We start from the raw sequence: 23,683 nt of genomic DNA, 5'->3' as shown, positions 1-23,683 counted from the left end.
GCGCCTGTGTCCTCGCCCCGCGAGACTCGACAGGGCTGACGCGAAGGGCACAGAACCGTAAAGCTGGCTTGCTCACAAGCTCTGCGATCGGCCCTTACACCATCGCAGATGAACCCGGGACAACGAACCGATGGCGACCCGTTTCGTTCTTTGCGCCGACGATTTCGCGCTGACCAGGGGCGTCAGCCGTTCGATCCTGGAACTGCTCGCGCTCGGCAAGCTCTCCGCGACCGGCGCGATGACCAATCGGCCGCATTGGAAGTCGCTTGCCGGCGAGCTCTCGGCTTTTTCGGGCCGGGCCGATCTCGGGCTGCATCTCAACCTGACCTGCGCCGCGCCGCTCGGGGCGATGGCGCGATTGGCGCCCGGCGGCACGTTTCCGAAACTCGGTGAGCTGGCGCGGGCGGCGGGGGCGTCGAGCGCGGCCCGTGCCGAGATCGAGGCCGAGATCGCCCGCCAGCTCGATGCCTTCGAGGAGGGGCTGGGCCGCGCGCCGGATTTCGTCGACGGCCATCAGCATGTCCATGTGCTGCCCGGCGTGCGCGGCGCCGTTCTGCGGGCCATCCAGCGGCGCTATCCGGAAGGGACCATCTATTTGCGCGATCCGGCGGATTCCGCCTCGGCGATCCGCCAGCGAGGCGTGGCCGTCGGCAAGGCGCTGGTCATTGCCGGCCTGGCGTTTGGATTGCGCCCGCAGGCGCTGCGGCGCGGCATCCGAGTCAACCGGGGCTTTTCCGGCGTCTCGCCCTTCGATCCGGCCCGCGATTTCACCGCCGATCTGCGACGCTTCCTGATCGCGCCGGGCCCGGCTCACCTCGTGATGTGCCATCCCGGGCATGTCGATGACGAGCTGGCGACGCTGGACCCGGTGATCGCGACAAGGCCACTGGAGCACGCGGCGCTGATGGCCTTCGTGCCTCCCCGGGGCTTCGAGATCGCGCGTTTTTCCGCGCTGTTCTGATCGCGCCGGCGAAGATGACCGAAAAGGCCGGCTAAGGCCCTGCTGCGCAATCGAATATTTACCGGGATCGTTCAGCTTCGAATCGATCGGTCCGTTCGGATCTCACCAATTGAAGCTTCCGGCGGGGACATCAACACGATGATGTGGTTGAAGCGAGCGGCGGCGACTGCTTCCGGCACGCCAGGGCTGCCGGCCAGGGAGCGCGCGGCCGGTTCGCTCGGCAGCCAGATCGCCGGCGCGGCCGTCGCCATCGTCGCGATCGCCATCATCGTCGTCGTGATCGCCGTCGCGCGCTATAACGACGCCAAGACGCGCGGCGACCTCGACCAGAAGATGACGTCGCTGACCACGATGGTGGTCAATGCCTCGCCGGCGCTGATCCTGGCGCGGGACACGACGACCCTCGGCTATATCCTCGAATCGCTGCGCCGCGACCCGGATTTCGACGCCGGCATCGTCGCCGACGATGTCTCGGCGCTGGCGAGCGCCGGCCGCTCGGAAGAGGCGCGGCTGTCGCTCACCCCGCGATCGCTGACGGCGGCGCTCGGGCGCGCGCCCTGGGACGCCTTGGCGGAGCTGAGCTCGACGCAGCTCGAAGACGCGACCTATGTGACGAAGCTTCACGTCGTGAAGGTCGGTGGTCACCAGAAGCAGATCGGCTATATCGCGATCCGCTTCGACAAGACCCGGCTCGTCGCGCGCGCCGCGTTCGAGCAATTCGTCACCATTGGCGTCGGCCTCCTGATCCTCCTGATTCTCGGCCCCCTGCTCTGGATTTCGCTGTCGCGAACCATGCGGCCGCTGAAGAGCATGACCAGGGCGATCGTCAGCATTTCCGACGGCAAGCTCGATACCGAGATCGATGCGGTGGGACGGCGCGACGAGATCGGCGCGATCGCGCATGCGCTCGGCATCCTCAAGGTCAGGCTGGCGGAGCGCGCGACGCTTCAGGAGAAGCAGCACGTCACCGAGACGGAGCGTCGCCACCATCAGCAGCGCGTCGACGAAGCGATCGGCTTGTTCCGTGGCGAGGTCGGCGTCGCGCTCGAAGCCTTCAAGAGCAATGCCGAACGGATGACCGAGGCGTCCGATGGCCTCGCCCGCGTCGCGGCGGAATCGTCGGGTCGCGCGGCGCGTGCCGCGCAGAACTCGCACGGCGCCTCGGCGAATGTCGAAAACGCCGCGCAGGCCGCCGAGGAGATGGGCGCGGCCATTCGCGAGGTCGAGTTCCAGGTCCGGCGCGTCCGGACGGAGATCGTCGAGGCCGCATCCGTCTCGCGCGATACCGCCAGCTCCGTCCAGGCTCTCGACGAGACGGCCCGTGCCATTGGCGAGGTCGTCAACCTCATTCGCGACATCGCGGCGCAGACCAACCTGCTCGCCCTCAACGCGACCATCGAGGCGGCCCGCGCCGGCGAGGCCGGCCGGGGCTTCGCCGTCGTGGCGTCGGAGGTGAAGAGCCTCGCCTCGCAGACCGCGGATGCGACCGACCGGATCGTGACCCAGGTCAGCGCCATTCAGGGCGCCACCGGCGAGGTCGTCTTCGCCATCCAGAACATCGCGAACCGGATGGGCGCGATCGAGAACTTCGCCAACGCCGTCGCGACCTCGATCGAACAGCAGGCGATCGCGACCGGCGAGATCGCCAGCGGCGTCGCCATGGCAAGCTCCTCGGCGCTCTCGGTCACGAGCGATCTCAGCGTCCTCGCCGACAGCGTCGAAGAGACCGGCCAATCCGCCGAGCAGGTCCGCGGCGCCGCGGGCGAGGTCGCGGCGCAGGCCCTGCGCCTGCGCGCCACCGTCGACCAGTTTCTGCGCAGCGTGGCAGCCTGAGGATTTTCCGCTTCGCCCGAACCGTCATTGCGAGCGAAGCGAAGCAATCCAGGGGAGTGCGAGACCCCTGGATTGCTTCGTCGCTACGCTTCTCGCAATGACGGGGAGCTCAGGTTCTGCCGGCTCACATAAAAACGGGGCCCGCGAGGGCCCCGTTTCCAATCACCTGGGCCGAGCTTGTCAGCCCTTGGCGCCGTCATGGAGTTCCGCGACATAGTCCCAGTTCACCAGGCTCTCGAGGAAAGCCTTGAGATAGTCGGGGCGGCGGTTGCGGTAGTCGATATAGTAGGAATGCTCCCAGACATCGACGCCGAGGATCGGGGTGGCGCCGTGCACCAGCGGGCTCTCGCCGTTCGGGGTCTTGCTGACGGCGAGCTTGCCGCCCTTGACCTCGAGCCAGGCCCAGCCGGAGCCGAACTGGCCGACGCCGGCCGCGACGAAGTCTTCCTTGAACTTGTCGACCGAGCCGAACGAATCGACGATCGCCTTCTCCAGCTTGCCCGGCAGCTTGCCGCCGCCATTGGGCTTCATCCACTTCCAGAAATGCAGATGGTTGTAGTGCTGGCCGGCATTGTTGAAGACGGCCGGATTCTTGCCATGCGAACCCTTGACGATCTCCTCGAGCGATTTGCCCTCGAATTCCGTGCCCTTGATCGCGTTGTTGCCGTTGGTCACGTAAGCCTGATGGTGCTTGTCGTGGTGGAATTCGAGCGTCTCTTTCGACATGAACGGCTGGAGCGCGTCATGAGCATAGGGCAGATCGGGAAGGGTAAAGGACATTTGGCCTCTCCTTGGGCTGTCAAATCGCATTGCTGAGAATGGCTTCGTCATGAACGGCTTGAGCCTTGCCGGCCCGGCGGAACGTGCCGCCATTCCACCCGTTAGTTAAGCCTCCGGCGGCTGGTCGGCAACCGCTGCCGGAGCCTCATCAGCATGCTGTTGCAGCGGAGAGATCCACCCGGGGCAGACGAGGTTCGGAGCTTGTGAACCGTCTTTTTGCGCGACGGTTTCGTCGCGAATTGTGAAACTGTCCCTTATTCAATAAGTTAGAGGATGATCGGACAGGGCGGAGATACTGCCCGCGTTCCGGTGAATGCTGAGGATGCTGCGTTGATCACGATCTTCATTCTATTGGGGCTGGCCCTTTTTGGTGGCGGTATCGCGGCCATTGTCGATGGTTGGCCCTATCTCGTGCTGGAGCGTGGCTTCACGCAGGTCATCATTGGCACGGTCGCGGCGACCGGTGGCATCATCCTGCTGGCGCTTTCGCGCGTGCTGGTGGAGCTGCGGCGGGTGAAAGCCTCGCTCGCGGATTTCGCGGTGGTGCGTCCGGCAGCGCCTCCGGCGGATGAGGCCGTGGCTCTCGCCGGGAAGCCCGACAGCGAGGATGTGCCGGCTCACGTCGAGGCTCAGGCGACCCTTCCGGGCTTCGCCCCGGTCGTGGCGGGGGCTGGCCTGGTCGCGGCCGGAGGAGCGCTTGCGGCCTTGCACGAGGGCGCTGCCGATTCGAAGGACGGCGAGAAGACGCCGGCTTCGGAGGAGGATGATGCGCCGGAGCCGGTGGTCAGCGATCTCTTCGAGGATATCGAGGTCGAGTCCGAAGCGGAAGGCGAGAAGCGCAGCGGATCGGCCGATGCAGGTACGGAGCCTTCCTCGGAGCAGGCAGGCGAGCCTGCGGTGACCGAAGCCGCTGATCCGACGGTCGCCGACGTTCCCTCCGATGCCATCACCTCCGCGATCACTGCGGCCTTCGAGCCGAAGGTTCCGCCGACCGAGGCCATCTCGGCCGAAGAGGACGCGGGTCCGCAAGATGCCGAAAGCCAGGGTGCTGAAAGCCAGGACGCTGAACCCCACGAGACTTAACCCCAAGAGACCTAAATTAGGGCCGGCGACGAGGGCAAGCCGCGCGAGCCGTCGATCTGGTGGCCCCAGATCGACACGCCGCGCCGGCCCGAGACGGAAACCGGGCGGGCACCGCCGGATTCCGATGATTTCGGCTCGCTGCGGCAGCATCTGAGCCTTGGCCCGCAACTGCCGGGGAAGGACAGCGAGACCGAGGCCGAGCCGGCGAATCCATCTCCCGAGACGCGTGACGCCGAGCTCGATGACGCTGCGGCATGGATGCCTCCCGTATTCGGGCGGCGCGATCCGCCATTGGGAGAGCCTGTCCAGGATCCGGACGAGCCGTCGGCGCCGCGCTGGCCGCCGCTGACCGCCGAAAGGGCCCGCTTGGAGCCCGAAGCCGAGGAGCGGGCGCCGACAAAGGCTGACGAGCTCACTGGGGAGGAGACGTCGCCGGGCGAGCCCGCGCCGGAGGCGGCACAACCGGCCTCCGCGAAGGACATGCCGGAGGACGAGGCTGCGCCAGATCAGGAACCGGAGGAGCCGGCCAAGCAGTCCGGACCCGCCTCGTCCGAGGAGGGCGTCGTCGGCGCCTATCAGGTCGGCGACACCCATTTCACCATGTATGCCGACGGCTCGATCCAGGCCCGCACCCCGGATGGCGAATACAGCTTCGCCTCGATGGATGAGCTCAAGGTCTATCTCGCCAGCGAGAAGAGCAGGCTCGGCGTCTGATCAGGCGGAGGCGATACGCGCCTCCGGCCAGCCTTCGCCGACCGCATGGATGGCGAAGGCATAGGCCAGCGCCACCTCTTTCAGCGAATCGAAGCGGCCGGCCGCGCCGCCATGACCCGCTTCCATATTGGTGTGCAGCATGATCGGGCCGCCGGCGGTCATCGTGGCGCGCAGCCGGGCGACCCATTTCGCCGGCTCCCAATAGGTGACCCGCGGATCGGTCAGGCCGCCCATGGCCAGGATCGGCGGGTAGGCCTGCGCCTTCACGTTGTCATAGGGCGAATAGCCCCTGATCGTGTGGAACGCCGCCTCGTCGCGGATCGGGTCGCCCCATTCGGGCCATTCGGGCGGGGTCAGCGGCAGGCTGTCGTCGAGGATCGTGTTCAGCACGTCGACGAAGGGGACCTCCGCGATGATGCCGGCGAACAGCTCCGGCGCCATGTTGGCGATCGCGCCCATCAGCATGCCGCCCGCGCTGCCGCCCTGCGCGACGATCCGCCCGCGCGCCGTGAAACCGGCATCGGCGAGCATCTCGGCCGCCGCGATGAAATCGGTGAAGGTGTTGGTCTTCTTGCCGCGCTTGCCGTCCAGATACCAGCGCCAGCCCTTGTCGGTGCCGCCACGGACATGGGCGATGGCATAGACGAAGCCGCGATCGACCAGGCCGAGCGGATTGGTCCGGAACGATGCCGACATGGCCGAGCCGTAGGAGCCATAGCCATAGAGCAGGCAGGGCGCCGAGCCGTCGAGAGCCGTATCGGCGCGATGCAGCAGGGAGATCGGCACCTTGGCCCCGTCCTTCGCCGTGGCGAAGACGCGCCGCACGCGATAATCGGCCGGCTCGTGGCCCGAGGGCACCTCCTGCCGCTTCAGCAGGGTCCGCTCGCCCGTCGCCATGTCGTAGTCGAAGGTCTCGGCCGGCCGCGCCATCGAGGCGTAGAGGAAGCGCAGGCAGTCGGTCTCGAATTCGTAGCCAGGGTCGAGGCCCAGTCCGTAAGCCTCCTCCTCGAAGGCGATGCTGCTTTCGGCGCCTGTGGCCAAGTCCCGGATCACGATGCGCGGCAGGCCCTCCTCGCGTTCGAGCCGGATCAGCCGGTCCTTCAGGCACAGATGGCTGAGGATCAGCCGGCCCGGCTTGTGCGGGACCAGATCGCGCCAGTTCTCGGGGGCGGGCTGCGCCACGGGGGCGCTGACGATCTTGAAGTCCTCGGCGCCGTCCGCATTGGTCAGGATCAGGAAATCGGCGCCGTGATGCTCGACGCTGTATTGGCGCCCGATCATGCGTGGCGCGATGACCGTCGGCTCCGTCTCCGGCTCGGCGAGATCGAGCACGCGCACTTCGGACGTCTCGTGGTCGCTGATCGAGATCAGCAGGAACCGCCCCGACTGGGTCTCGTCGATATCGACGAACATTCCCGGGTCCTGCTCTTCATGGAGCAATTCGTCGCTGCTGGCCGCCGTTCCGAGCCGGTGCCGGTAGACCCGTGACGGGCGATGGTCCTCATCCAGGCGAACATAGGCGAAGGAGCGCGCGTCGCGCGCCCAGATGATCTCGCCCGTGGTGTCGGCGATCCGGTCGTCGAGATCGGCGCCGGTCGCCAGGTCCCGGACCCTGATGCCGTGCAGTTCGGAGCCGGCCTCGTCGGCGCTCCAGGCGAGCAGGCGATGGTCAGGGCTGTGGGCCGCATCGCCGAGATCGAAGAAATCCTTGCCCTTCGCCAGGGCGTCGGCGTCGAGCATGATCTCCTCGCGTCCGGCCTTGCCTTTCGCGACCTCGCGCGGCTTGCGGCAGATCAGCGGATGTTCGCCGCCGCGCCGGTAGCGCGAATAGTAGAGGAAAGGGCCGTCGGGCTGCGGGACGCTCTCGTCATCCTCCTTGATCCGGCCACGCAATTCCTTGACCAGATCCTTCTGCAGGCTGCGCGTCGGCGCCAGGAGCGCCGCGCAATAGGCGTTCTCCGCCTCGAGATAGTCCCGGATATCCTGGGGCAGCGCGTCGGGATCGCGAAGCACGTCCTTCCAGTTCGGCGCCCGCAGCCAGGCGTATTCGTCGCTCAGCGTGACGCCATGGACGGAACGTGTTTCAGCGCGCGCCTCGGCACGCGGCGGCTGGGGAGGGCGCTTGCCCGCGATCCTGTTCATGCTGCTTCCGCACTGCCGGCCAAAGGAATGGCGATCTGGTATCGTTGCTTAGTCAACATTCTCGTGTGCGGCGCATCAACGCCATTGCCGTTCAGTTTCCGGCTTTCGCAAGACATGCCTTCCCTCCGGACCGGCAACAGACAGGTAGAGTCCGGCGCTCAAACTGGCAAGACAACCTGGCGGCGCATGATCGTGACTGGGTGCATAATTTGGTTACCATGTACACCATTGGTCGCTGCAATATTTTACGAGAACAAGCGTATTCAGCCAGCGCATTATTGGCTTGCGGGAGTGTTTTCTTTGTATTACACGATTACCCGACCGTCTCGCTTTTTGTGATTCTGTGTCCGGCTGTCCTTGACCTGCAGTCGGCCTTGAAGAGCGGGGGCCTAGGCATCGAGGGGGCAGGCGGTCTGACGAAATTTGTCCAAGAACACATAAGGAGTAATCTCACCATGGCCGACAATGACGGTTCGGATTTCATCGAGCTGACTGCTGACATCGTATCAGCTTATGTTTCCAACAATTCCGTTCCTGCATCCGAATTGCCCGCGCTGATCAGCGATGTGCACGCTGCCCTGAGTCGCGTTGTCGGTGGTGCTGCGCCGGTTGCGCCTGCCGAGGCACCGAAGCCCGCGATTCCTGTCAAGAAGTCGATCACGGCCGACTACCTGATCTGCCTGGAGGACGGCAAGAAGTTCAAGTCGCTGAAGCGTCATCTGCGCACGCAGTACAACATGTCGCCTGAGCAATATCGTGAAAAATGGGGCTTGCCCCCGGATTATCCGATGGTCGCTCCGAACTATGCCGAGGCGCGCTCGCAGCTGGCGAAGAAGATGGGCCTGGGACAGCAGCGTCGCAAGCGGCGCTGAATGCGCGACGATGGGCGGGGTAGGCCGCCCAGTGTCGCAACCGAAAGAGAAAAGGCCGCCGGGCTTACCGGCGGCCTTTTCTTTGTCCCAAGGTCGGGCGGGGATAAGCGGCAATGGCACTTGTCAAAAAGGGAATAAGAATATAATCCTATAACCCTGCCTTACGCCCAGGCGCATCAGCGGGGAGAGGATTAGAACAAATCATGAACACATGTCAGATTGAGTCACGAGACCCGCTGCGTCAGGCGGCGCTCGCGCGCCTCGTGGAGGCCGCGGCCGCAACAGCCACAGGTGTTCCCGCTCCGGCACTGCGGGATCGCTTTCGCGGCAACCGCGCCAACGCCCTGGCCCGGCAGACGGCGATGTATCTCACCCATGTCGCCTTCGGCATGCCCTTCACCCATGTCGGCATCTGCTTCGGCCGGGATCGCACGACGGTCAGGCATGCCTGCGCCCTGATCGAGGACCGGCGCGACGATCCGGGGATCGATCTGGCGCTGGAGGCCCTGGAGACCGGCCTGACGGCGATGAGCCGCAGCCTCGTGCCGGAGATGCGGTCATGACCGGCGCCGAACGGACGGATAATCATGGTCGCCTCCAACGCTTTCTGGCGGAGCCCGGCGCCTTCGGAGCCGTGTCGCCTTTCGGTTGCGGTCGCATCGCGCTCTATCGAAATGCCGACGGCGCCACGCTCGGCGCCGGTTATGCCTCCGCGGCCGAGGTGGATGCGCTGGTCGCCAATGGCACCGCCTGCTGGAGCGGCTCCGGCAGGGGGCGTCGGCTCTCGCTCGCAGCCGCCAACATGCCGGAACGGGCCTTGTCGATCCGCAAGGTCGTCGTCGATGGCGCGGAGCAGCCGGTCCTGACCGATGATCGCGAGAGCCCGCTGCTCTGGCTGCATCGGCGATCCGGGAAGGATGGCAAGCCGCAGATAAGCGCAGTCGAATTCGCGGCAGGCGAGCGTTTCCGCGCCGACCTGACGCTGGCCCGGATGCTGCCGCGCCTGACGATGAACTGGGATGCGGCTCTTGCCCCGGACGATCATCGCTCCGCGCGCGATCCTGCGAGTGCGTCCGATAGCGCGCTGGCGGCGCGCCAGCGCGTCAGACGAGCCTGCGACCGGCTCGGCCCGGAGCTGTCAGGCATCGCGATCGATGTCTGCGGCTTCCTGAAGGGGCTCGACCTGGTCGAGCGCGAGCGCCGCTGGCCGGCCCGTTCCGCCAAGGTCGTGCTGCGCCTCGCGCTCGCGGCGCTGGCATCGTATTACGGCGTCGATGCGCCAGCCCGCGATCCAGGCCGTTCCCGATCGGTTTGGCGCGCCGATGGTGCGCGGCCGGAGATCGCGCCGGCCGACATCCGCTCCTGAAGCGCCCTATGCGGCGGCCTGGCGGGCGTCGCTCTTGATCCGCTCGATCATCGCCCGCACGCCGTTCGAGCGCTGGGGTGTCAGATGCGCGGCGAGGCCGAGGGACTCGTAGATCGCGAAGGCGTCGGTCGCGAGGATTTCCTGCGCCGTGCGCCCGGAATAGATCGCGAGCGCCAGCGCCACGAGGCCGCGCACGATATGGGCGTCGCTGTCACCGGCGAAATGCAGGTGGGTGCCCGGCCCCGGCCCGCCCTCGCGCCGCGCTTCGAGCCAGACCTGGCTGGCGCAGCCGCGTACCTTGTTCGCGTCGGTATGGGCGTCCTCCGGCAGCGGAGAGAGGCTCCGGCCGAGTTCGATCAGGTAGCGGTAGCGATCGTCCCAATCCTCGAGCAGCTCGAAATTGGCGACGATCTCGTCGAGACTTGAATTCATGACCTGTCCGCTCGGAGCTTCCGCCCATTATGCGGAACCGCAAAGGCGAGCGTCTTCCGCGTCGCAGCGCCCCGCGTCAAGCATTGCCTTGTCGAAGATATGGGGTTCAGTTCGGCGAGCGGGTAGAGGGCTCGGCCTTTGCGGCGCCCAGCGCCAGCGCCAGGACGCGGGACCGTGTCTGCGGATCGAGGCCGGCCATGATCTGGGCCGCCTCGCGCGCGGCGGTCAAGCCGCTCGCAGCGGTCTTCGCGTCGATCTGGCTCGCGACCTTGGCAACGGTGCGCAATGTCTCGCCGGCGCCGTTATCTTCGGATTTCGTGCCATGGACGGGTGAATTGAGGGCGATCGCCCCGATCACCGCCAGGCTGCGAAGAAGATAAGCCATGGTCGATCCCCAATTTCAGCCGGGCCATCCCGGCCCGTCCCAGACCCGAGGCCATCCTAGACGGCAGCTCGAAAGATCACGTCATTCGAAATGATCGCTTTTGAATCAAAGGCGCGCTTTCATCTTCAGCTTCCGTTCACCCTGCTTCCAACATCGCCAAACATCGGAAAGCCCAGCCGATATCGTCCTAAGAGGCTGTGATGGTTGGATTATTGTCGATCGTCGATAAAAGTCTGCCTTGTCGCCGGACGATCGCCTTAAACCCCGCTTAAACCGCCGGCCGCAAGGATCGGGTCGATACAGGCGAGTCGGCCTGCCGAGGTGAGCGTTGCGTTTTCCCATCACGATGACGGCGATCAGGACACAGGTGGCGGCGATGGTGCATCCATCGGTGCTGCCGAATTCGCTTGAGCGCATGCGCCATGAGCGGTTCATGCTGACCCGGTTGGCGCTCGGCGCCGCCGCTCTCAGCCTTGCGCCTGCCTATCTGGCCTGGCGCGGAACGCTCGGCGCGCTGGAGACGCTGGTGCTGGTCGCGGTGACGCTGCCGCTCGTGGCGGTCTTCGTCCTGTCGCGCAGCGGCCGTCTCGATCTTGCCCATTGCATCTCGGCGGCGGCGCTGGCGCTGCTTGTCGTTGCCGTCTCGGGGATGACCGGCGGCGTTGCCTCGCCGCTCCTGCTCTGGCTTGCCGCCGTTCCGGCCGAAGCGATGTTCTTCGGCTCCAGACCCTATGTTGCGCGCGCCAGCGCCATCGCCGCGATCGCGCTCGGCTGCGTCGTGATCATGCATCAGATGGGCTTCAACGCCGCGCCCGCGCCCTGGATTGCCAGTGCCATGCCGGTCCTGGTGACGGCCGCCATCCTTCACGCCATGCTGATCGCCGTCGGCTTCCTCAGGCGGCGCGACGACGAGCTGCGCGAGCACCGCGCCTCCGACGCGCGCGCCCAGCTCCTGCTCGATCATGTCGGCGACCTGGTCACCTGGCACGACGCCACCGGCTCGGTGGTCTTCGCCAATGACGCCGCGCGCGCTCTGGCCGGCGCCGAACCGCGTGACTTGTTCGGCCGCGGCCTGCTCGACCGCGTCCATGTCGCCGACCGCCCGCTCTTCCTGAGGGCGCTCAGCGACGCAGCCCATGGCGCGGGCCAGGCCACCGCCTGCTTCCGCACGCTGTTCGTGCCGCGCGACGGGGCGAATGCCGGCGTGCCGGTCGCCCTCTGGCTCGAGATGCAGGCGCATCGCATCGCCAATGCCGGCCCGAAGGACGGCGCCGCGGTGGTTTGCGTGATGCGCGACGTGACGGCGCGCCGCGCCCTCGAGGAGGAGCGCGCCCGCGGCCATGCCGAGGCGGTCAAGGCAAGCGACGAGAAGGGCCAGTTCCTCGCCACGGTGAGCCACGAGCTGCGCACGCCGCTGAATGCCATCATCGGCTTCTCGGAGATGCTGGGAACGGATGCGCATGGCCTGCTCGACGCTGCCAAGCGGCTCGAATACGCCAATATCATCCACGCCTCGGGCCACCACCTGCTCGACGTGGTCAACACGCTGCTCGATGTCTCGAAGATCGAGAGCGGTTCCATGGCGATCGAGCAGGAGCCGCTCGATCTGGCGGAGCTGACGCTGGATTGCTGCAGGCTGATCGCGTTGCGCGCCGAGGCCGGGCAGGTCGCGCTCGAGCGCATTGTCGGTCCCGAGCTGCCGATGGCGCTCGGCGACAGGCGGGCGCTCAAGCAGATCCTGCTCAACCTGCTGTCGAACGCCGTGAAATTCACCCATGCCGGCGGTCGCGTCACGCTCGCGGTTGTGCGCGACGGCGACATGATCGATCTCTCCGTGTCCGACACCGGTATCGGCATCGCCGCGGCCGACCTGCCGCGCCTCGGCGACCCGTTCTTCCAGGCCAAGGGCTCCTATGACCGGGCCTATGAAGGCACGGGCCTTGGCCTGTCGGTAGTGCGCGGGCTGGTCGGCCTTCATGGTGGTCGCCTCACCGTCGAAAGCGCGCCGGGCCTCGGCACGCGGGTTTCCGTGAGGCTGCCGGTCGGAGGCGTCGAAGCCGCGTCGCACCCGACAAAGATCGTGACCTTCGCGCGTGCGCCGCGGCGCAGCCTCGAAACCAAAGAACCTTTTCGCCTGACCGCCTGACGAGAGCCTGAGCATGTCCGCTACCATTGCAGCCCGCGCCCATTCGCACGCGACGATATCCGGCCCCGCCCGGCGCGGTCAGTCAGCGCGCCGCAAGGCGTCCTGGTTCGCCCGTTTCTGGCGCCTGGTCTGGCGCCGTCCTGGCCGCAGCCTGATCCTGTTCATCTTCTCGGCCGTGGCCGCCGCCATCCTCCTGAATGCCCTGATGTTCCAGAAGGCGCGCCACCCCGCGCCGATCGTCGCCGCGCCGGCAGCCTCCGCACCTGCGCCGGTGCGCAATGTCGAGCGCCGTGTCGAGCAGGCGCCTGCCGCCGTCGTTCCCGAGTCGTCGCCGCCCGCGCTGCTCCCGCCTTCTCGCCCCGGTGACCTCTCGCAAGCCGCGCGCGGCACGCCGCCGCGCCCGCAGGCGAACGTCCCGGCGCCGTCTCGCCCGGCGCCGGCCGCCTCGGTCCAGCCCGCCGCGCAGCGCAATCCGGCCCCGCGTGATCCGATCGCCGACCTGATCAATGGCGTCGACATGCGTCCGCCGGGTGAGATTCGTGGCGGCGCGGCCCGTCCGGCGACACCGCGCCGCACAACGGACAACTGAGCCGCGGCTGGCGCGCAGGGGCATGGCGCGTCTCACCAGCGATTTCTGGGTTTCGGCCTATTTGCGCCAGGCGGCGCTTGACGGGCTCGTCGCGGTCCTGCGCCGCCGCGGCGCGCGCGAAGCGGGAGCGATCTTCGTCAAGCTCGACCGGCTCGACGGGACGGCCGCGCTCTATGGTCCGGCGCCGCAGGCGCTGGCCGATGATGACGGCGCCCGGCGTTTCCAGCTCATCCTCGATTCCGATCCTGCCAGCGTCGAGGAGCGGGTCGAGCGCGAGCGCCGGTTCGATTCCGACCTCTGGCTGGTCGAGATCGAGAACCGCCTGGGCGATCCGCGGCTCGAGCTCGTGGAAGGCTGAGCGCCGCTCAGGCCTGGTCGCGTCCGCGCGCGAGCGTGCGCCGGATTTCGTCGAGCAGCGAGTGGTGGCGGTCGGGCTTGGCCGCACCGGTGCGCGCCGGCGTGCCGCTTGGATCGAGCATCGGCTGATGCTGGCCCCTGCGGCCTGCGGGCTGGCTGGTTTCACCCGAGATCTGCATGACGAGCCGGTGGGCGATGGCAGGGCTGACGGCACGCATCAGCGCCACGAGAGCGAAGATCCGCGCCACTGAATGCGCCGTCTCGTCTCCGAGCCGGATCAGCATCCGGGTCGCGTCCTCGACGCTGACGCCGCCGGCGATCAGCGAAAGCGCCGTCAGGTCGCGCGAGCGGTCGCGCGCCATCGCCTCGGTGAGCTTCGATGTGGCGCCGAGTTGGCTCGCGATCGCGCCGAAGAGCCCCTCGCGATCCTGATCGGCAGTGGCGAGCCAGCCCGTGAAGGTCTCGGCAGCCAGGGCGGGCCGGCGTTCGGACGGGTCGACCGCCTCGAGCGCCGCGAGGGCCTCCAACATCGCAAAGCGCCGCTCGGGGGGCGCCGGGAGAAAGAGCGGGATTAGCTCGACATCGGCGAGATCGCTGCGCGCGAGCAGGCCGGGCGCATAGGCGTCGTCGTCACGCGAGCGTACGAGCAGCAGGTCGAGCGCGGCGCGGGGCAGGATCGCCGCCGGATTGGCGATGAGGGCGAGGTCGAGCTGCCGTTCACCGCGTCCGGCCAGGAGGAGGCTCGCCGTCGCCGGGATGTCGGCCCGCTCGGCGATGGCGGCTGCGGCCGCGACATCGCCATGGGCGGCGATCGCTTCCAGCTCCGGCGCCGGCATCGCCATGCCGTGGCGCAGCAAGGTGGTGAGGACGTCTCCGCCGCGCAGCTTCAGCGCCTGCAGCACGATCTCCGGTGCGTGGCGCCAGCCTGCGAGCTTGCGCGCCAGGATCGTGGCGGTGGCCTCGTCGATCGACGGGATCAGCGCCACCGCCATCTCGGCGAAGGCTGCCAGGTCCTCGGCCGCCGGCTGCGGCGTCGACATCAGCAGGTCGGCTTTCACCCGCAGCGAGACCTGGCTCAGATCGAGGCCGCCATCGCGCGCCAGACGGGCGAGTTGTGCGAGATCGGCGGAGATACGGGATGGCATGTGGCGGACTCGGCGGGAACTGGACGATTTCCGCCAAGTTATCCCCGAGGCTTTAAGATGGCGTTAACCATGTCCGGGCCTGATGCGGAGAAGGAGGGTCTCGGCTTGGCGGCGCAGGCCCGCGTCGCGCGAATCCGACCCTGCTTCGATCGCAATCCTGGCGCCAACCGAAGGAGGCGCATCATGACCGTCGTCATTCCTTTCGTGCCGCGCGCCCGCAAGACCGAGCGCCTGTCCGTGATCCCGCCGGAGACGGGGGTGATCCTGTTCTTCACCGGCATCCGCTACGAGCGCCATGCCGAGCCCTTGCCGGCCGTCAGGTTGGACCGCCCGGCGCCCCGGCCCGCGAGCCGGGCGAAGCGTGTTCGCAAGCGCGTCGGGCAGCCGGTGTGACGCAGCACCGATCCGGATGCGAGCGGCCCGGGCTGGCGCGACGCTCGGGTCTCGCCCTGGCGCTGGCCCTCTCGGCCGCGTCCTGCACCAGCAGCGGCGATCTCGGCCGGCCGCGCCCGGGCATCTGGAACGACGTGATCGCGCCCGGCGTCGGCTTCTGGTCCGCGACCGCGCGCGGCGAGGCGGCCTCGCCCTTCCATACCACCGACGACGAGGAACAACTTCGCGACCGGGCCTGGCGCTTCATCATGCCGGGGCACGAGCGCAGCCGCTTCGCCAGCAAGGTGTCCAACCTCGCCCATGCGCGCGTCCTGCCGGTCGAGGCCCAGTCGAGCGAGGTCTCCGACTATTTCCGCGCCCTGACCTCGGGCCAGTTCCGCTCGCAGGCCTCGCGCTACAACCGGCTGGCCGAGGACGCGAACGCCGACCGGCTGCTGATCGGGCCGTTCCGCGCCAATGCCGGCCGGGTCGTCGTCGCCGACAGGGTGCGGTTGCGCACCCTGGAATCCTCGCCCGACGTCCCGCCGGAGCAGCAGGACCCTGCGCTCGCCCGCGTGGTAGAGAACGAAGGCTTGATCCTCTGGGTCTGCGAGCGCGTCGGCTTCCGGCTGGAAAGCTATCGCTATGCGCTCGCCAATCTCGTCGTCGAGATGCCGTCGCGCGATGCTGTCCGGGCCGAGCGCGCCATCATGGCGTTGGAAGCCGAGGCGGGCCCGCTTTGCAAGCTGCCGCTGGTCGGGGTCTTCGGCGGTGGCAAGCCGGCGGATGGCGGCACCGGCAAGACCGTCGTCTACAAGGGTTGATCAATACAAAGGCTGATCAGTCGGCCAGGCCGCAGGCGACGCCGGTCGCCGTCGCCTCGGCCTCCGCCCGGTCCGATGGCAGCTTCGCCAGGACGCGCGCGACGATCAGACCCTGCATCGTGTCGGAGACCACACGCAGCTCACGTGTCGTCTCGCCATCCTCGTCACGGGCCAGCCTCTGGTCGAGCTGCTCCTCCGTCATCACCACGAATTCCAGCACGCCGCGGATTGCGGCGCGATCGGTGATCGCATAGACGACGCCTCCGCCGCGCCGGTGCAGGGAGAGCCCGAGCGGAAGCGTGCCCGCGCGAGCGACCACGCGCATCGGACCGGCGCTGAGATCGTAGCTGCAGACGGCGGTGACGGCGGCGGGGTCGGCGTCGCGCAGGGCGGGCAGGCCGACAGCCGCCGGCGTCACCAGTTCGGCCCGGCCTCCCGCTCCCAGCGCCATATAGGCGGTGCCGGCATCGCGCTCCGAAAGGGACGGGATCAGCAGGATCGCGACGATATGGACCATGCCGGCCAGCACCAGCCCGGCCAGTGTCGCCAGGACGAAGCGTCGGACGGCCGCGGCAAGGCGCTCGCGCCATGCCGCCCTTGCCGGCGCCCGGGCCGCGGGGGAGCGGTCGGCATGCGGTTGCTCGATCGTGGTCATCGGCAATCGACCCGGCCGATGCGCGGCAGGCCATCGGGCCGCAATTCGCCCGCATGGCCCGAGATCGGCGTATCGTAGAGCCTGAGCCGCAGCTGGAAGCGCCCGCCGGCCGGGAGGGGGAGCCAGTTGCCGGCTTCGGGCGCCGTCGCGGCGGCGATCCGCAGGCCCGGGCGCTCATCCCGGACGATCTCCGCATCGGTGAAGCCGCTCCGTTCGAGCGGCAGGCGAAAGGCCTGCCCGTCGGGGTCGGTGACGCTCAGCGTCCAGGCCCGCGTCGCCGGCGTCGTCCCGGTCACGAGATAGCGGCAGCGCCCGTCGAGCGCCTGGCCGCTGTCGTCGCGCTCCGCCACCAGCTCGAGCCCCTCGCCCGAACCCAGAGGCAGGTGGACGCCGCGTGCCAGATAGGCGCGCAGATAAGGATCGATGCTGCGCCCGCCGCTGCGCGGCCAGGCGGTCCAGGGCCCGACCTCCACCATTCCGAAAGGCGGCCGGCCGGCCACGGCATAATGCGCAGAGGCGAGGCCCAGACCGGCGCCCAGCACGATCACATAGGCGAGGGCGAGAATGCGCAAGGGTCCTCCGCTTCGGCCATGAATTGCGCTGCGCGAGCGTCATCGGGACGCGTTCTTCCGGCACCATTATGGCATGGGTACGCGCCTTGCGGATATCGGCGCGTGTGGTGGGTGCCTTCGCAGGCGGGCGCGGCAAGGGCAGGGCGGGTGGCCCCGTCCGCCCGGGCCGGGTAGTCTCCGACACGCGGACGGCTGGAGATCTGAAGGGAGATTGGCGATGAGAATGACCGCTGGCCGGGCCCTGCTGCTCGTTTTTTCGCTGAGCGCCAGCGTTCCCGCGCGTGCCGACGTGCCCCTGGCAGCGATTCGCGACGGGCTGGCGGCAAGCACCGAATTCGCCGCCTATGCGAAGGAGACCGAAGCGAGCCAGGCCTTGCCGCCGCTGTCCGATCCGCGCGCCGGGCCGATCCTGCGCCGCCTCTGGAATGTCGAGGCGGTTCTCGCCGGCAGACCCCAGGGCACGACGGATATGGACGCTTTCCTCACCTGGGGCAGCGCGGCGAACGCGATCCTCACCCGCTATACGAACGATGGCGATGCGGCCCGGAACAAGGAAAAGCTCCAGCGCAATTTCGTGCGCTATCAGGACGAAATGGCGCTTGGCTACACCTTCCTGATCCGATCGATGGCGAATGTCCGTGACGCCACCTTCGTGCGGGCCGGCCATATCCCCGACCCGGCGGAAAAGGAGCGGATTTTCAGATCGACCCGGGTGAAGCTCGCCGGCAGTTTCGTCGGCACGGCGTACTGGGTCTTCCGGATGGCGGGAACGCCGGAATTCGGCCTGGAGAATACGCGCAAGCTCGTTGCCGCGTTCGTCGACGAGTTGCCGCGCTTCCAGGAAGGCTTGAATGTCGGCCAGGTCATGCAGCTGGCGAAATTCGCCGGCGAGATCGCGTCCATGCGGCCTGACCCGGCCTTGCGCGGCGATCTCGACAGGCTGCTCCAGCTCCGGCGCGATGTCGTCGACGGCAAGGTGGCCGTGACGATCGCCGACATGGCCGAATGGCAGCGCCTGATCCAGGAGAAGCTTCGGCTGCGAACCCGCTATCCCGCCGCATTGAAGGACCAGGCCGACAAGAATGCGGCGCGGCCCAGCGGCACGAGCATCGTCGCGATGCGCCTCGACCGCCAGGGCAACCTGGTCGAGGCCCAGCTCGCCACGGGTTCCGGCATCGCGGCCTTCGATGAGGCCGCCCTTGCGGCCGTGCGCGGTGCCGCGCCGTTCCCTGCCGCACCTGACGACGTCAAGGGCGAGAGCATCGCCCTCAACGTGCCGATCATGTTCAGGCCATGAGGATGGCCTGAGTGGTGGGCTAGTTGAAGTAACCCGACCGCGTATCGGCGAAACGGCCCGCGCGCGCCTGTGTCGTGCCTGTGCCGGGCCGGCGCACGCCCACCTCCCTGAACATTTGCCCGACCGAGTTCAGCACCTCGAAGGAGCGCTGCGGCAGGTGCCCGGCGCCCGGCCCGGGCGCTGTGGCGGCGGGGGCCGTGGCGGAGGCGTTCGCCTTGGCGAGGGCGGCGACCTTGGGATCGGAGGTCGGCGTGACGCCCGGGATCGGCTTGAGCTCGATGCCCTGGTGGGCGAACTGCATGATCTCCTTCCAGGTCATCGCCGGCAGCGACCCGCCCGTCATGTTGGCGGTCTCGGAGGAATCGTCGTTGCCGAACCAGACCGCGCCGACGAGATTGCCGGAATAGCCGACATACCAGGCGTCCTTGTAGCCGTTCGTCGTGCCGGTCTTGCCGGCCGTGACGACGCCTTCGAGCGCCGCGCGCCGGCCGGTGCCCTCGGTCGGCACTTTCGAGAGCATGAAGTTCATGTCCTGCGCCACCTGGCTGCTCAGCACCTGCTTGGCGGGAGGCTCGTCGCGGTCATGCCTGTAGATGACGTCGCCCTGCGAGTTGTGAATCTCGGTCGCGACATAGGGCTTGGCCCGCTTGCCGCCATTGGCCAGCACCGAATAGCCGGCCGCCATGTCCATCACGGTCACCTCCGCCGCGCCGATCGGCAGCGAGACCGTGTCGGTCAGCGGCGTGGTCAGGCCCATGGCCCGCGCGGTCTCGATGATCTTCGTCCGGCCGATGCGGGCGGCGCGCGCCTCATGCGTCTCTCCGGTGGCGCGGCCGATCGCGATCGACATCTGCACCGGGATCGTGTTGATCGATTTGGCGAGCGCGACCGTGAGCGGTATCGAACCGGCATAGGAGCGCCCGTAATTATTGGGGCACCAATTGCCGATGCAGACCGGCCGGTCGGTGACGATGGTGCTGGGCTTGTAGAGCCCCGACGACAGCGCCGCCGCATAGACGAAGGGCTTGAAGGACGAACCGGGCTGGCGGTTCGCCGTCGCCCGGTTGAACTGGCTCGCGCCATAATCCCGCCCGCCGACGATGGCGCGCACCGCCCCGTCGGGGTCCATGATCACGGCGGCCGCCTGCTTGGCATGATAGGCCGGCCCGTGCTGGCGCAGGATCGCCTCTACCGCCTTGTCGGCCTGGCCCTGGATCGCCGGGTCGTGCGGCGTTTTGACCGTCAGCACGCGGTCGGGGCCGATCTTGCCGTCCTCGGACAGCTTGCGGACCTCGTCGAAGGCCCAGTCGAGATAGTAGTCCGGGCTCGAATCGCGTTTCCGGTCGATCGGCGTCGCCGGGTTGCGCCGGGCGCTGTCGATCTGCCCCGCGGTCATGAAGCCGGCATCGACCATCGCGTTGAGCACGTCGTTGGCGCGGGCGCGCGCCGCCGGCAGGTTGACATGCGGGGCGAACTTGGTCGGCGCCTTGAACAGGCCGGCGAGCATCGCCGCTTCGGCGACGCTGACATCCTTCACCGACTTGCCGAAATAGTATTCCGCCGCCGCTGCCACCCCGAAGGTGCCGCCGCCCATATAGGCGCGGTCGAGATAGAGCTTCAGGATCTCGTTCTTGGTCAGCCGGCATTCGAGCCAGAGCGCGAGGAACGCTTCCTTGATCTTGCGGTCGAGCGAGCGCTCGTTGTTGAGGAACAGGTTCTTGGCGAGCTGCTGCGTGATCGAGGAGCCGCCCTGCACCACGCCCGCCGCGCGCGCATTGACCGCCAGGGCGCGGAAGGTGCCGAAGATGTCGATGCCGAAATGATCGTAGAAGCGCCGGTCCTCGGTGGCGAGGACGGCCTTGAGCAGATGATCGGGCAATTCCTCGAGCTTCAGCGAATCGTCATGGCGCGCGCCGCGATGCCCGAGCTCCGAGCCGTAGCGGTCGAGGAAGGTCACGGCGAAAACCTGATGCTTCAGGGCTTCTTCGCGCCCCTCCCGGAAGGCCGGGATCGCCAGCATCAGCATCACCAGCGAGCCGACGATGCCGATATTCAGCCCCTCGCTGGCGAGTTCGGCAGCGACGCGCTTGCCGCCAGTGGCCGTAAAGCGGTCGGCGAAGCTGCGGATCCGTTCATAGCGCTCGCCGGCGCGTCTGCCGGCGCCCCAGAGCGTGTCGCCGATCCATGCATCGACGGCGAGCGCGAAGCGCTTGAGACGGGTCTTCCAGCGTGCTTTCCGGAACTCCATCACAGCGTTGGGCCATCCTGAGCCTGCCGCGGCCACGAGCCGACGGTATCCCGGATCGGCCGGCGAATGCGCGATCCGACATTCTGAAATAAGCCCTCGGCGCTCTCAGCGGAAGGGGCAAGCCGGCGGTATCCACCTCCGAGCAAGGATCCAAGACGCGGGCGCGCCGGGTTCGCGGGCGGGATACAGCCGTTTCCGGCGGCCGGATGCGTCGAAAGATGCGGCTCAGGCTTTCGTCGCGAGCAGCGCGAAGCGCGTCGAGGACGCAAGGCGCAGGGCATCGTGCAACGCGGCGTTGCGCTGCTGGGCCCTGACCACCTGCGCATAGTCGGCCGGCTCGATCATCGCGAAACCCGCCTGGTGCAGCATCGTGCCGAGACGCTGGAGGCTCAGCCCGTCCCGGAAGAAGAAACGGTTGCTGATCGAGACGAAGGCGTCGCGTTCGGTGCCATGCGGGGCGGCGCCCGGGCGCAGCAAGGTCGCGGCGCGGTTGAGCAGCCCTTGAAACCAGGAGCGGTTGATCCAGTCGCCGTCGATGACGAGGAGCTTGCCGCCGGGCTTCAGCACCCGGAACCATTCGGCGAAGGCGGCTTCCGGATCGGTCAGCGTCCAGACCAGATGCCGCGTCACCAGCGCATCATAGCTGGCATCGTCGTCGAGCAGGCGCTCGGCGTCTCCGGCCAGGATGCGGGCCCGGTCGCCATGCTTGCCGCGGGCGCGGGCGAGCATGTCTTCGGAGAAGTCGATCGCTGTCACGGTGTGGCCCAGCGACAGCAAGGCGCGGGTGATCTCGCCGGTGCCGCAGGCGAGGTCGAGCACCTCGCGCGGCTCCGCTCCGAAGGATTGACGCAGCAAGGCTTGGAAGGCGGCAAGCTCGGCATCGGACTTGATCGCGTGGCCGACCTGCTGGTCGAACGTGGCGGCGCGGCCCGACCAATAGGCGCGGATCTCCTCCTTCAGCGAATAGTTGCCGCCGGGATGGGATGTGCCGCTGTCGGTCATCGTCGTCGGATTGCCCTGCCAATCGCCTTGATCAAGCACGCCGCTCAGGCGTCGACAAGGTGCGCACCGTCGCGGGCGGGTCGGCGCGCCGAGCCCTGCACGACGACGAAGGGCGCCTCGCCCTGTCCGGTCTCGACCCGGGCGACGACGCCATAGACCTCTTCGAGCAGCGCCGGCGTGATGATCTCCCGCGGCGGCCCGAAGGCGACGAGCCGCCCCTTGGCCAGCACGACGACACGGTCGGCGATGCGCAGGGCCTGGTTGAGGTCGTGGATCGCGATCAGCACGCAGACGGCCTTCTCGCGCGCCAGCCGCGCGACCAGGCTCAGCACCTCGAACTGGCGGTGCAGGTCGAGCGCGCTGGTCGGCTCGTCGAGCAGCATGATCTCCGGCTGGCGCACCAGGGTCTGCGCGATCGAGACGAGCTGGCGCTGGCCGCCGCTGAGCTCGCCGAGCCCACGGAAAGCGAGATCGGCGATGTCGAGCGCGTGTAGGGCCTCGTCGATGGCGGCGAGCTCGGCATCGCCGACACCCCAGGATCCGCCCTGCTTGCGCGCCAGCAGGATCGATTCGTAGACGGTCAGGACTGCGTTCACGGCCGTGTCCTGCGGCAGATAGCAGGGCGACTTGCCGGACGGGCTCACCACCTCGACACTGCCCGGCCCGGCGATCAGCCCGGCGATCCGGCGGAACAGGCTCGACTTGCCGGCGGCATTCGGGCCGATGACGGCGATGACCTCGCCGCCATTGAGGTCCGGCGTCGTGATCCCCGACAGGATCTGGCGCTTGCCATAGGCGACGCCGACATCCCTCAAAGTCAGGCGTTTCACCATGAGCGCCTCCTGCTGGTCAGGATCAGGCTGAAGAAGAACGGCACGCCGACGAGCGCGGTGACGATGCTGATCGGGAAGATCAGGCCGGGGATCAGGGATTTGCTCACCACCGAGGAGGCCGAGAGGATCGCCGCGCCCGCCAGCGCCGAGGCCGGCAGGAAGAAGCGCTGGTCCTCGCCGATCACCATGCGCGCGATATGCGGGCCGACCAGGCCAATGAAGCCGATCGTGCCGACGAAGGCGACCGGAACCGCCGCGAGCAGGGCGACGAGCAGCATGGTTTCCAGCCGCAACCGCCTGACGTTGATCCCGAAGCTCGCCGCCTTCTCGTCGCCGAGGCGCAGCGTCGTCAGCGCCCAGGCCCGGCGCGCGAACAGCGGGATGCAGAGGACGAGCACCGTGGAGGTGATCGCCAGCTTGTGCCAGTTCGCCTTGGTGAGCGAGCCCATCATCCAGAAGACGACGGCGCCGAGCGCCTGCTCCGAGGCGAAGAACTGCAGCAGCGAGAGCAGGGCGTTGAAGGTGAAGACCAGCGCGATGCCGAGCAGCACCACCGTCTCGGTCGTCACGTCGCGGCGCTGGCTCAGCAGATGGATCAGCAGTGAAGCGCCCATCGCCATGATGAAGGCGTTGAGCGGCACGACATAGTCGATGGCGAGAGGCACGATGGCGACGCCGAAGACCAGCGCCAGCGCCGCGCCGAAACTGGCCGCGGCCGAGATGCCGAGCGTGAACGGGCTGGCGAGCGGGTTGTTCAGCACGGTCTGCATCTGCGCGCCGGCGATCGAGAGCGCCGCACCGGTGACGACCGCCATCAACGCGACCGGCAGGCGGATATCCCAGATCACCACCCGGACCGCGGTGGGCGCGCTCGAGGGCGAGATCAGCGCGTTGACCACTTCGCCCATGCCGTAGCGCGCCGGGCCGAGCATCAGATCGACCACCAGGCAGAGCAGCAGCACGACGGCGAAGCCGGCGAGGATCAGCTTGCGGCGCAGCGACAGCGCCCGGTAGGCCTCGCGCCCCTGTGCCGCGGTCCGGGCAATCTCGGCCGGCTTGGTCGCGATCTCGTCGG

24 protein-coding genes are annotated in these 23,683 nt (G+C 67.9%); 13 read left to right on the top strand and 11 right to left on the bottom strand.

Annotated elements, in window-relative coordinates; all coding sequences use genetic code 11:
* The first annotated feature begins 130 nt into the window (after window positions 1-130).
* Window positions 131-961, top strand: a complete 831-nt coding sequence (locus ACTIF2_RS10350; RefSeq protein ID WP_439496982.1) for a ChbG/HpnK family deacetylase — start codon at window positions 131-133, stop codon at window positions 959-961.
* Between the two features lie 138 nt (window positions 962-1,099).
* Window positions 1,100-2,794 (top strand): methyl-accepting chemotaxis protein, encoded by a 1,695-nt coding sequence (locus tag ACTIF2_RS10345; protein ID WP_439496981.1) that lies wholly within the window; start codon window positions 1,100-1,102, stop codon window positions 2,792-2,794.
* A 180-nt stretch (window positions 2,795-2,974) separates the two neighbouring features.
* Here the strand turns inward: ACTIF2_RS10345 and ACTIF2_RS10340 are convergent, their stop codons facing one another.
* Window positions 2,975-3,574 carry a superoxide dismutase gene (locus ACTIF2_RS10340; protein WP_439496980.1) on the bottom strand — a complete coding sequence of 200 codons (600 nt, stop codon included), beginning with the start codon at window positions 3,572-3,574 and terminating at the stop codon, window positions 2,975-2,977.
* A gap of 330 nt (window positions 3,575-3,904) precedes the next feature.
* Here ACTIF2_RS10340 and ACTIF2_RS10335 point away from each other — a divergent pair, with 330 nt between their 5' ends.
* Window positions 3,905-4,657, top strand: coding sequence for a prolipoprotein diacylglyceryl transferase (locus tag ACTIF2_RS10335; RefSeq protein ID WP_439496979.1), 753 nt, complete (start codon window positions 3,905-3,907; stop codon window positions 4,655-4,657).
* A gap of 366 nt (window positions 4,658-5,023) precedes the next feature.
* Entirely contained in the window at window positions 5,024-5,371 is a 348-nt protein-coding gene (locus ACTIF2_RS10330; RefSeq protein ID WP_439496978.1) for a hypothetical protein, read from the top strand.
* On the opposite strand, the gene ACTIF2_RS10325 is transcribed toward ACTIF2_RS10330, so the two are convergent.
* On the bottom strand, window positions 5,372-7,513 hold the full coding sequence (locus ACTIF2_RS10325) for a S9 family peptidase (protein WP_439496977.1): 2,142 nt from the start codon (window positions 7,511-7,513) through the stop codon (window positions 5,372-5,374).
* Window positions 7,514-7,968: 455 nt separating this feature from the next.
* Here ACTIF2_RS10325 and ACTIF2_RS10320 point away from each other — a divergent pair, with 455 nt between their 5' ends.
* The 3 genes from ACTIF2_RS10320 (at window position 7,969) to ACTIF2_RS10310 (ending at window position 9,751) form a co-directional block, all read left to right on the top strand.
* Window positions 7,969-8,385 (top strand): Ros/MucR family transcriptional regulator, encoded by a 417-nt coding sequence (locus ACTIF2_RS10320; RefSeq protein WP_439496976.1) that lies wholly within the window; start codon window positions 7,969-7,971, stop codon window positions 8,383-8,385.
* Between the two features lie 203 nt (window positions 8,386-8,588).
* Window positions 8,589-8,948, top strand: a complete 360-nt coding sequence (locus tag ACTIF2_RS10315; protein ID WP_439496975.1) for a helix-turn-helix domain-containing protein — start codon at window positions 8,589-8,591, stop codon at window positions 8,946-8,948.
* On the top strand, window positions 8,945-9,751 hold the full coding sequence (locus tag ACTIF2_RS10310; RefSeq protein WP_439496974.1) for a DUF6456 domain-containing protein: 807 nt from the start codon (window positions 8,945-8,947) through the stop codon (window positions 9,749-9,751). Before ACTIF2_RS10315 ends, ACTIF2_RS10310 begins: the two co-directional genes overlap by 4 nt.
* Before the next feature lie 6 nt (window positions 9,752-9,757).
* Here the strand turns inward: ACTIF2_RS10310 and ACTIF2_RS10305 are convergent, their stop codons facing one another.
* Window positions 9,758-10,183: a SufE family protein gene (locus tag ACTIF2_RS10305; RefSeq protein WP_439496973.1), complete on the bottom strand. Its 426-nt coding sequence runs from the start codon at window positions 10,181-10,183 to the stop codon at window positions 9,758-9,760.
* Window positions 10,184-10,289: 106 nt separating this feature from the next.
* Window positions 10,290-10,568 carry a hypothetical protein gene (locus tag ACTIF2_RS10300; RefSeq protein ID WP_439496972.1) on the bottom strand — a complete coding sequence of 93 codons (279 nt, stop codon included), beginning with the start codon at window positions 10,566-10,568 and terminating at the stop codon, window positions 10,290-10,292.
* A gap of 328 nt (window positions 10,569-10,896) precedes the next feature.
* On the opposite strand from ACTIF2_RS10300, the gene ACTIF2_RS10295 reads away from it, so the two are divergent.
* The 3 genes from ACTIF2_RS10295 to ACTIF2_RS10285 are packed head-to-tail and all read left to right on the top strand — an operon-like array spanning window position 10,897 to window position 13,661.
* Window positions 10,897-12,714, top strand: coding sequence for a PAS domain-containing sensor histidine kinase (locus tag ACTIF2_RS10295; RefSeq protein WP_439496971.1), 1,818 nt, complete (start codon window positions 10,897-10,899; stop codon window positions 12,712-12,714).
* Between the two features lie 13 nt (window positions 12,715-12,727).
* Window positions 12,728-13,303, top strand: coding sequence for a hypothetical protein (locus ACTIF2_RS10290; protein ID WP_439496970.1), 576 nt, complete (start codon window positions 12,728-12,730; stop codon window positions 13,301-13,303).
* 22 nt (window positions 13,304-13,325) lie between these two features.
* Window positions 13,326-13,661 (top strand): DUF1491 family protein, encoded by a 336-nt coding sequence (locus ACTIF2_RS10285; protein ID WP_439496969.1) that lies wholly within the window; start codon window positions 13,326-13,328, stop codon window positions 13,659-13,661.
* A 7-nt stretch (window positions 13,662-13,668) separates the two neighbouring features.
* Here the strand turns inward: ACTIF2_RS10285 and ACTIF2_RS10280 are convergent, their stop codons facing one another.
* On the bottom strand, window positions 13,669-14,805 hold the full coding sequence (locus tag ACTIF2_RS10280; protein WP_439496968.1) for a DUF2336 domain-containing protein: 1,137 nt from the start codon (window positions 14,803-14,805) through the stop codon (window positions 13,669-13,671).
* A 183-nt stretch (window positions 14,806-14,988) separates the two neighbouring features.
* Here ACTIF2_RS10280 and ACTIF2_RS10275 point away from each other — a divergent pair, with 183 nt between their 5' ends.
* Both ACTIF2_RS10275 and ACTIF2_RS10270 read left to right on the top strand, forming a co-directional pair.
* Window positions 14,989-15,198, top strand: coding sequence for a hypothetical protein (locus ACTIF2_RS10275; RefSeq protein ID WP_439496967.1), 210 nt, complete (start codon window positions 14,989-14,991; stop codon window positions 15,196-15,198).
* Complete coding sequence (locus ACTIF2_RS10270) at window positions 15,195-16,001, top strand: hypothetical protein (RefSeq protein WP_439496966.1); 807 nt, start codon at window positions 15,195-15,197, stop codon at window positions 15,999-16,001. Before ACTIF2_RS10275 ends, ACTIF2_RS10270 begins: the two co-directional genes overlap by 4 nt.
* Before the next feature lie 16 nt (window positions 16,002-16,017).
* Here the strand turns inward: ACTIF2_RS10270 and ACTIF2_RS10265 are convergent, their stop codons facing one another.
* Both ACTIF2_RS10265 and ACTIF2_RS10260 read right to left on the bottom strand, forming a co-directional pair.
* Window positions 16,018-16,656, bottom strand: coding sequence for a DUF1254 domain-containing protein (locus ACTIF2_RS10265; RefSeq protein ID WP_439496965.1), 639 nt, complete (start codon window positions 16,654-16,656; stop codon window positions 16,018-16,020).
* Window positions 16,653-17,228, bottom strand: coding sequence for a DUF1214 domain-containing protein (locus tag ACTIF2_RS10260; protein ID WP_439496964.1), 576 nt, complete (start codon window positions 17,226-17,228; stop codon window positions 16,653-16,655). The genes ACTIF2_RS10265 and ACTIF2_RS10260 overlap by 4 nt, the downstream gene beginning before the upstream one ends.
* A 217-nt stretch (window positions 17,229-17,445) precedes the next feature.
* On the opposite strand from ACTIF2_RS10260, the gene ACTIF2_RS10255 reads away from it, so the two are divergent.
* Complete coding sequence (locus ACTIF2_RS10255) at window positions 17,446-18,525, top strand: TonB family protein (RefSeq protein ID WP_439496963.1); 1,080 nt, start codon at window positions 17,446-17,448, stop codon at window positions 18,523-18,525.
* Window positions 18,526-18,544: 19 nt separating this feature from the next.
* Here the strand turns inward: ACTIF2_RS10255 and ACTIF2_RS10250 are convergent, their stop codons facing one another.
* From ACTIF2_RS10250 to ACTIF2_RS10235, 4 genes are all read right to left on the bottom strand, one after another.
* On the bottom strand, window positions 18,545-20,773 hold the full coding sequence (locus ACTIF2_RS10250) for a transglycosylase domain-containing protein (protein WP_439496962.1): 2,229 nt from the start codon (window positions 20,771-20,773) through the stop codon (window positions 18,545-18,547).
* Between the two features lie 225 nt (window positions 20,774-20,998).
* Entirely contained in the window at window positions 20,999-21,814 is an 816-nt protein-coding gene (locus ACTIF2_RS10245) for a class I SAM-dependent methyltransferase (RefSeq protein ID WP_439496961.1), read from the bottom strand.
* A 5-nt stretch (window positions 21,815-21,819) separates the two neighbouring features.
* Complete coding sequence (locus ACTIF2_RS10240) at window positions 21,820-22,605, bottom strand: ABC transporter ATP-binding protein (RefSeq protein ID WP_439497278.1); 786 nt, start codon at window positions 22,603-22,605, stop codon at window positions 21,820-21,822.
* On the bottom strand, window positions 22,602-23,675 hold the full coding sequence (locus ACTIF2_RS10235) for a FecCD family ABC transporter permease (protein WP_439497277.1): 1,074 nt from the start codon (window positions 23,673-23,675) through the stop codon (window positions 22,602-22,604). Before ACTIF2_RS10235 ends, ACTIF2_RS10240 begins: the two co-directional genes overlap by 4 nt.
* Window positions 23,676-23,683 lie beyond the last annotated feature (8 nt).

The organism is Allobosea sp. (assembly GCF_051860145.1).
Lineage (GTDB): Bacteria > Pseudomonadota > Alphaproteobacteria > Rhizobiales > Beijerinckiaceae > Allobosea.
This window is presented reverse-complemented; position numbering and strand designations above follow the sequence as displayed.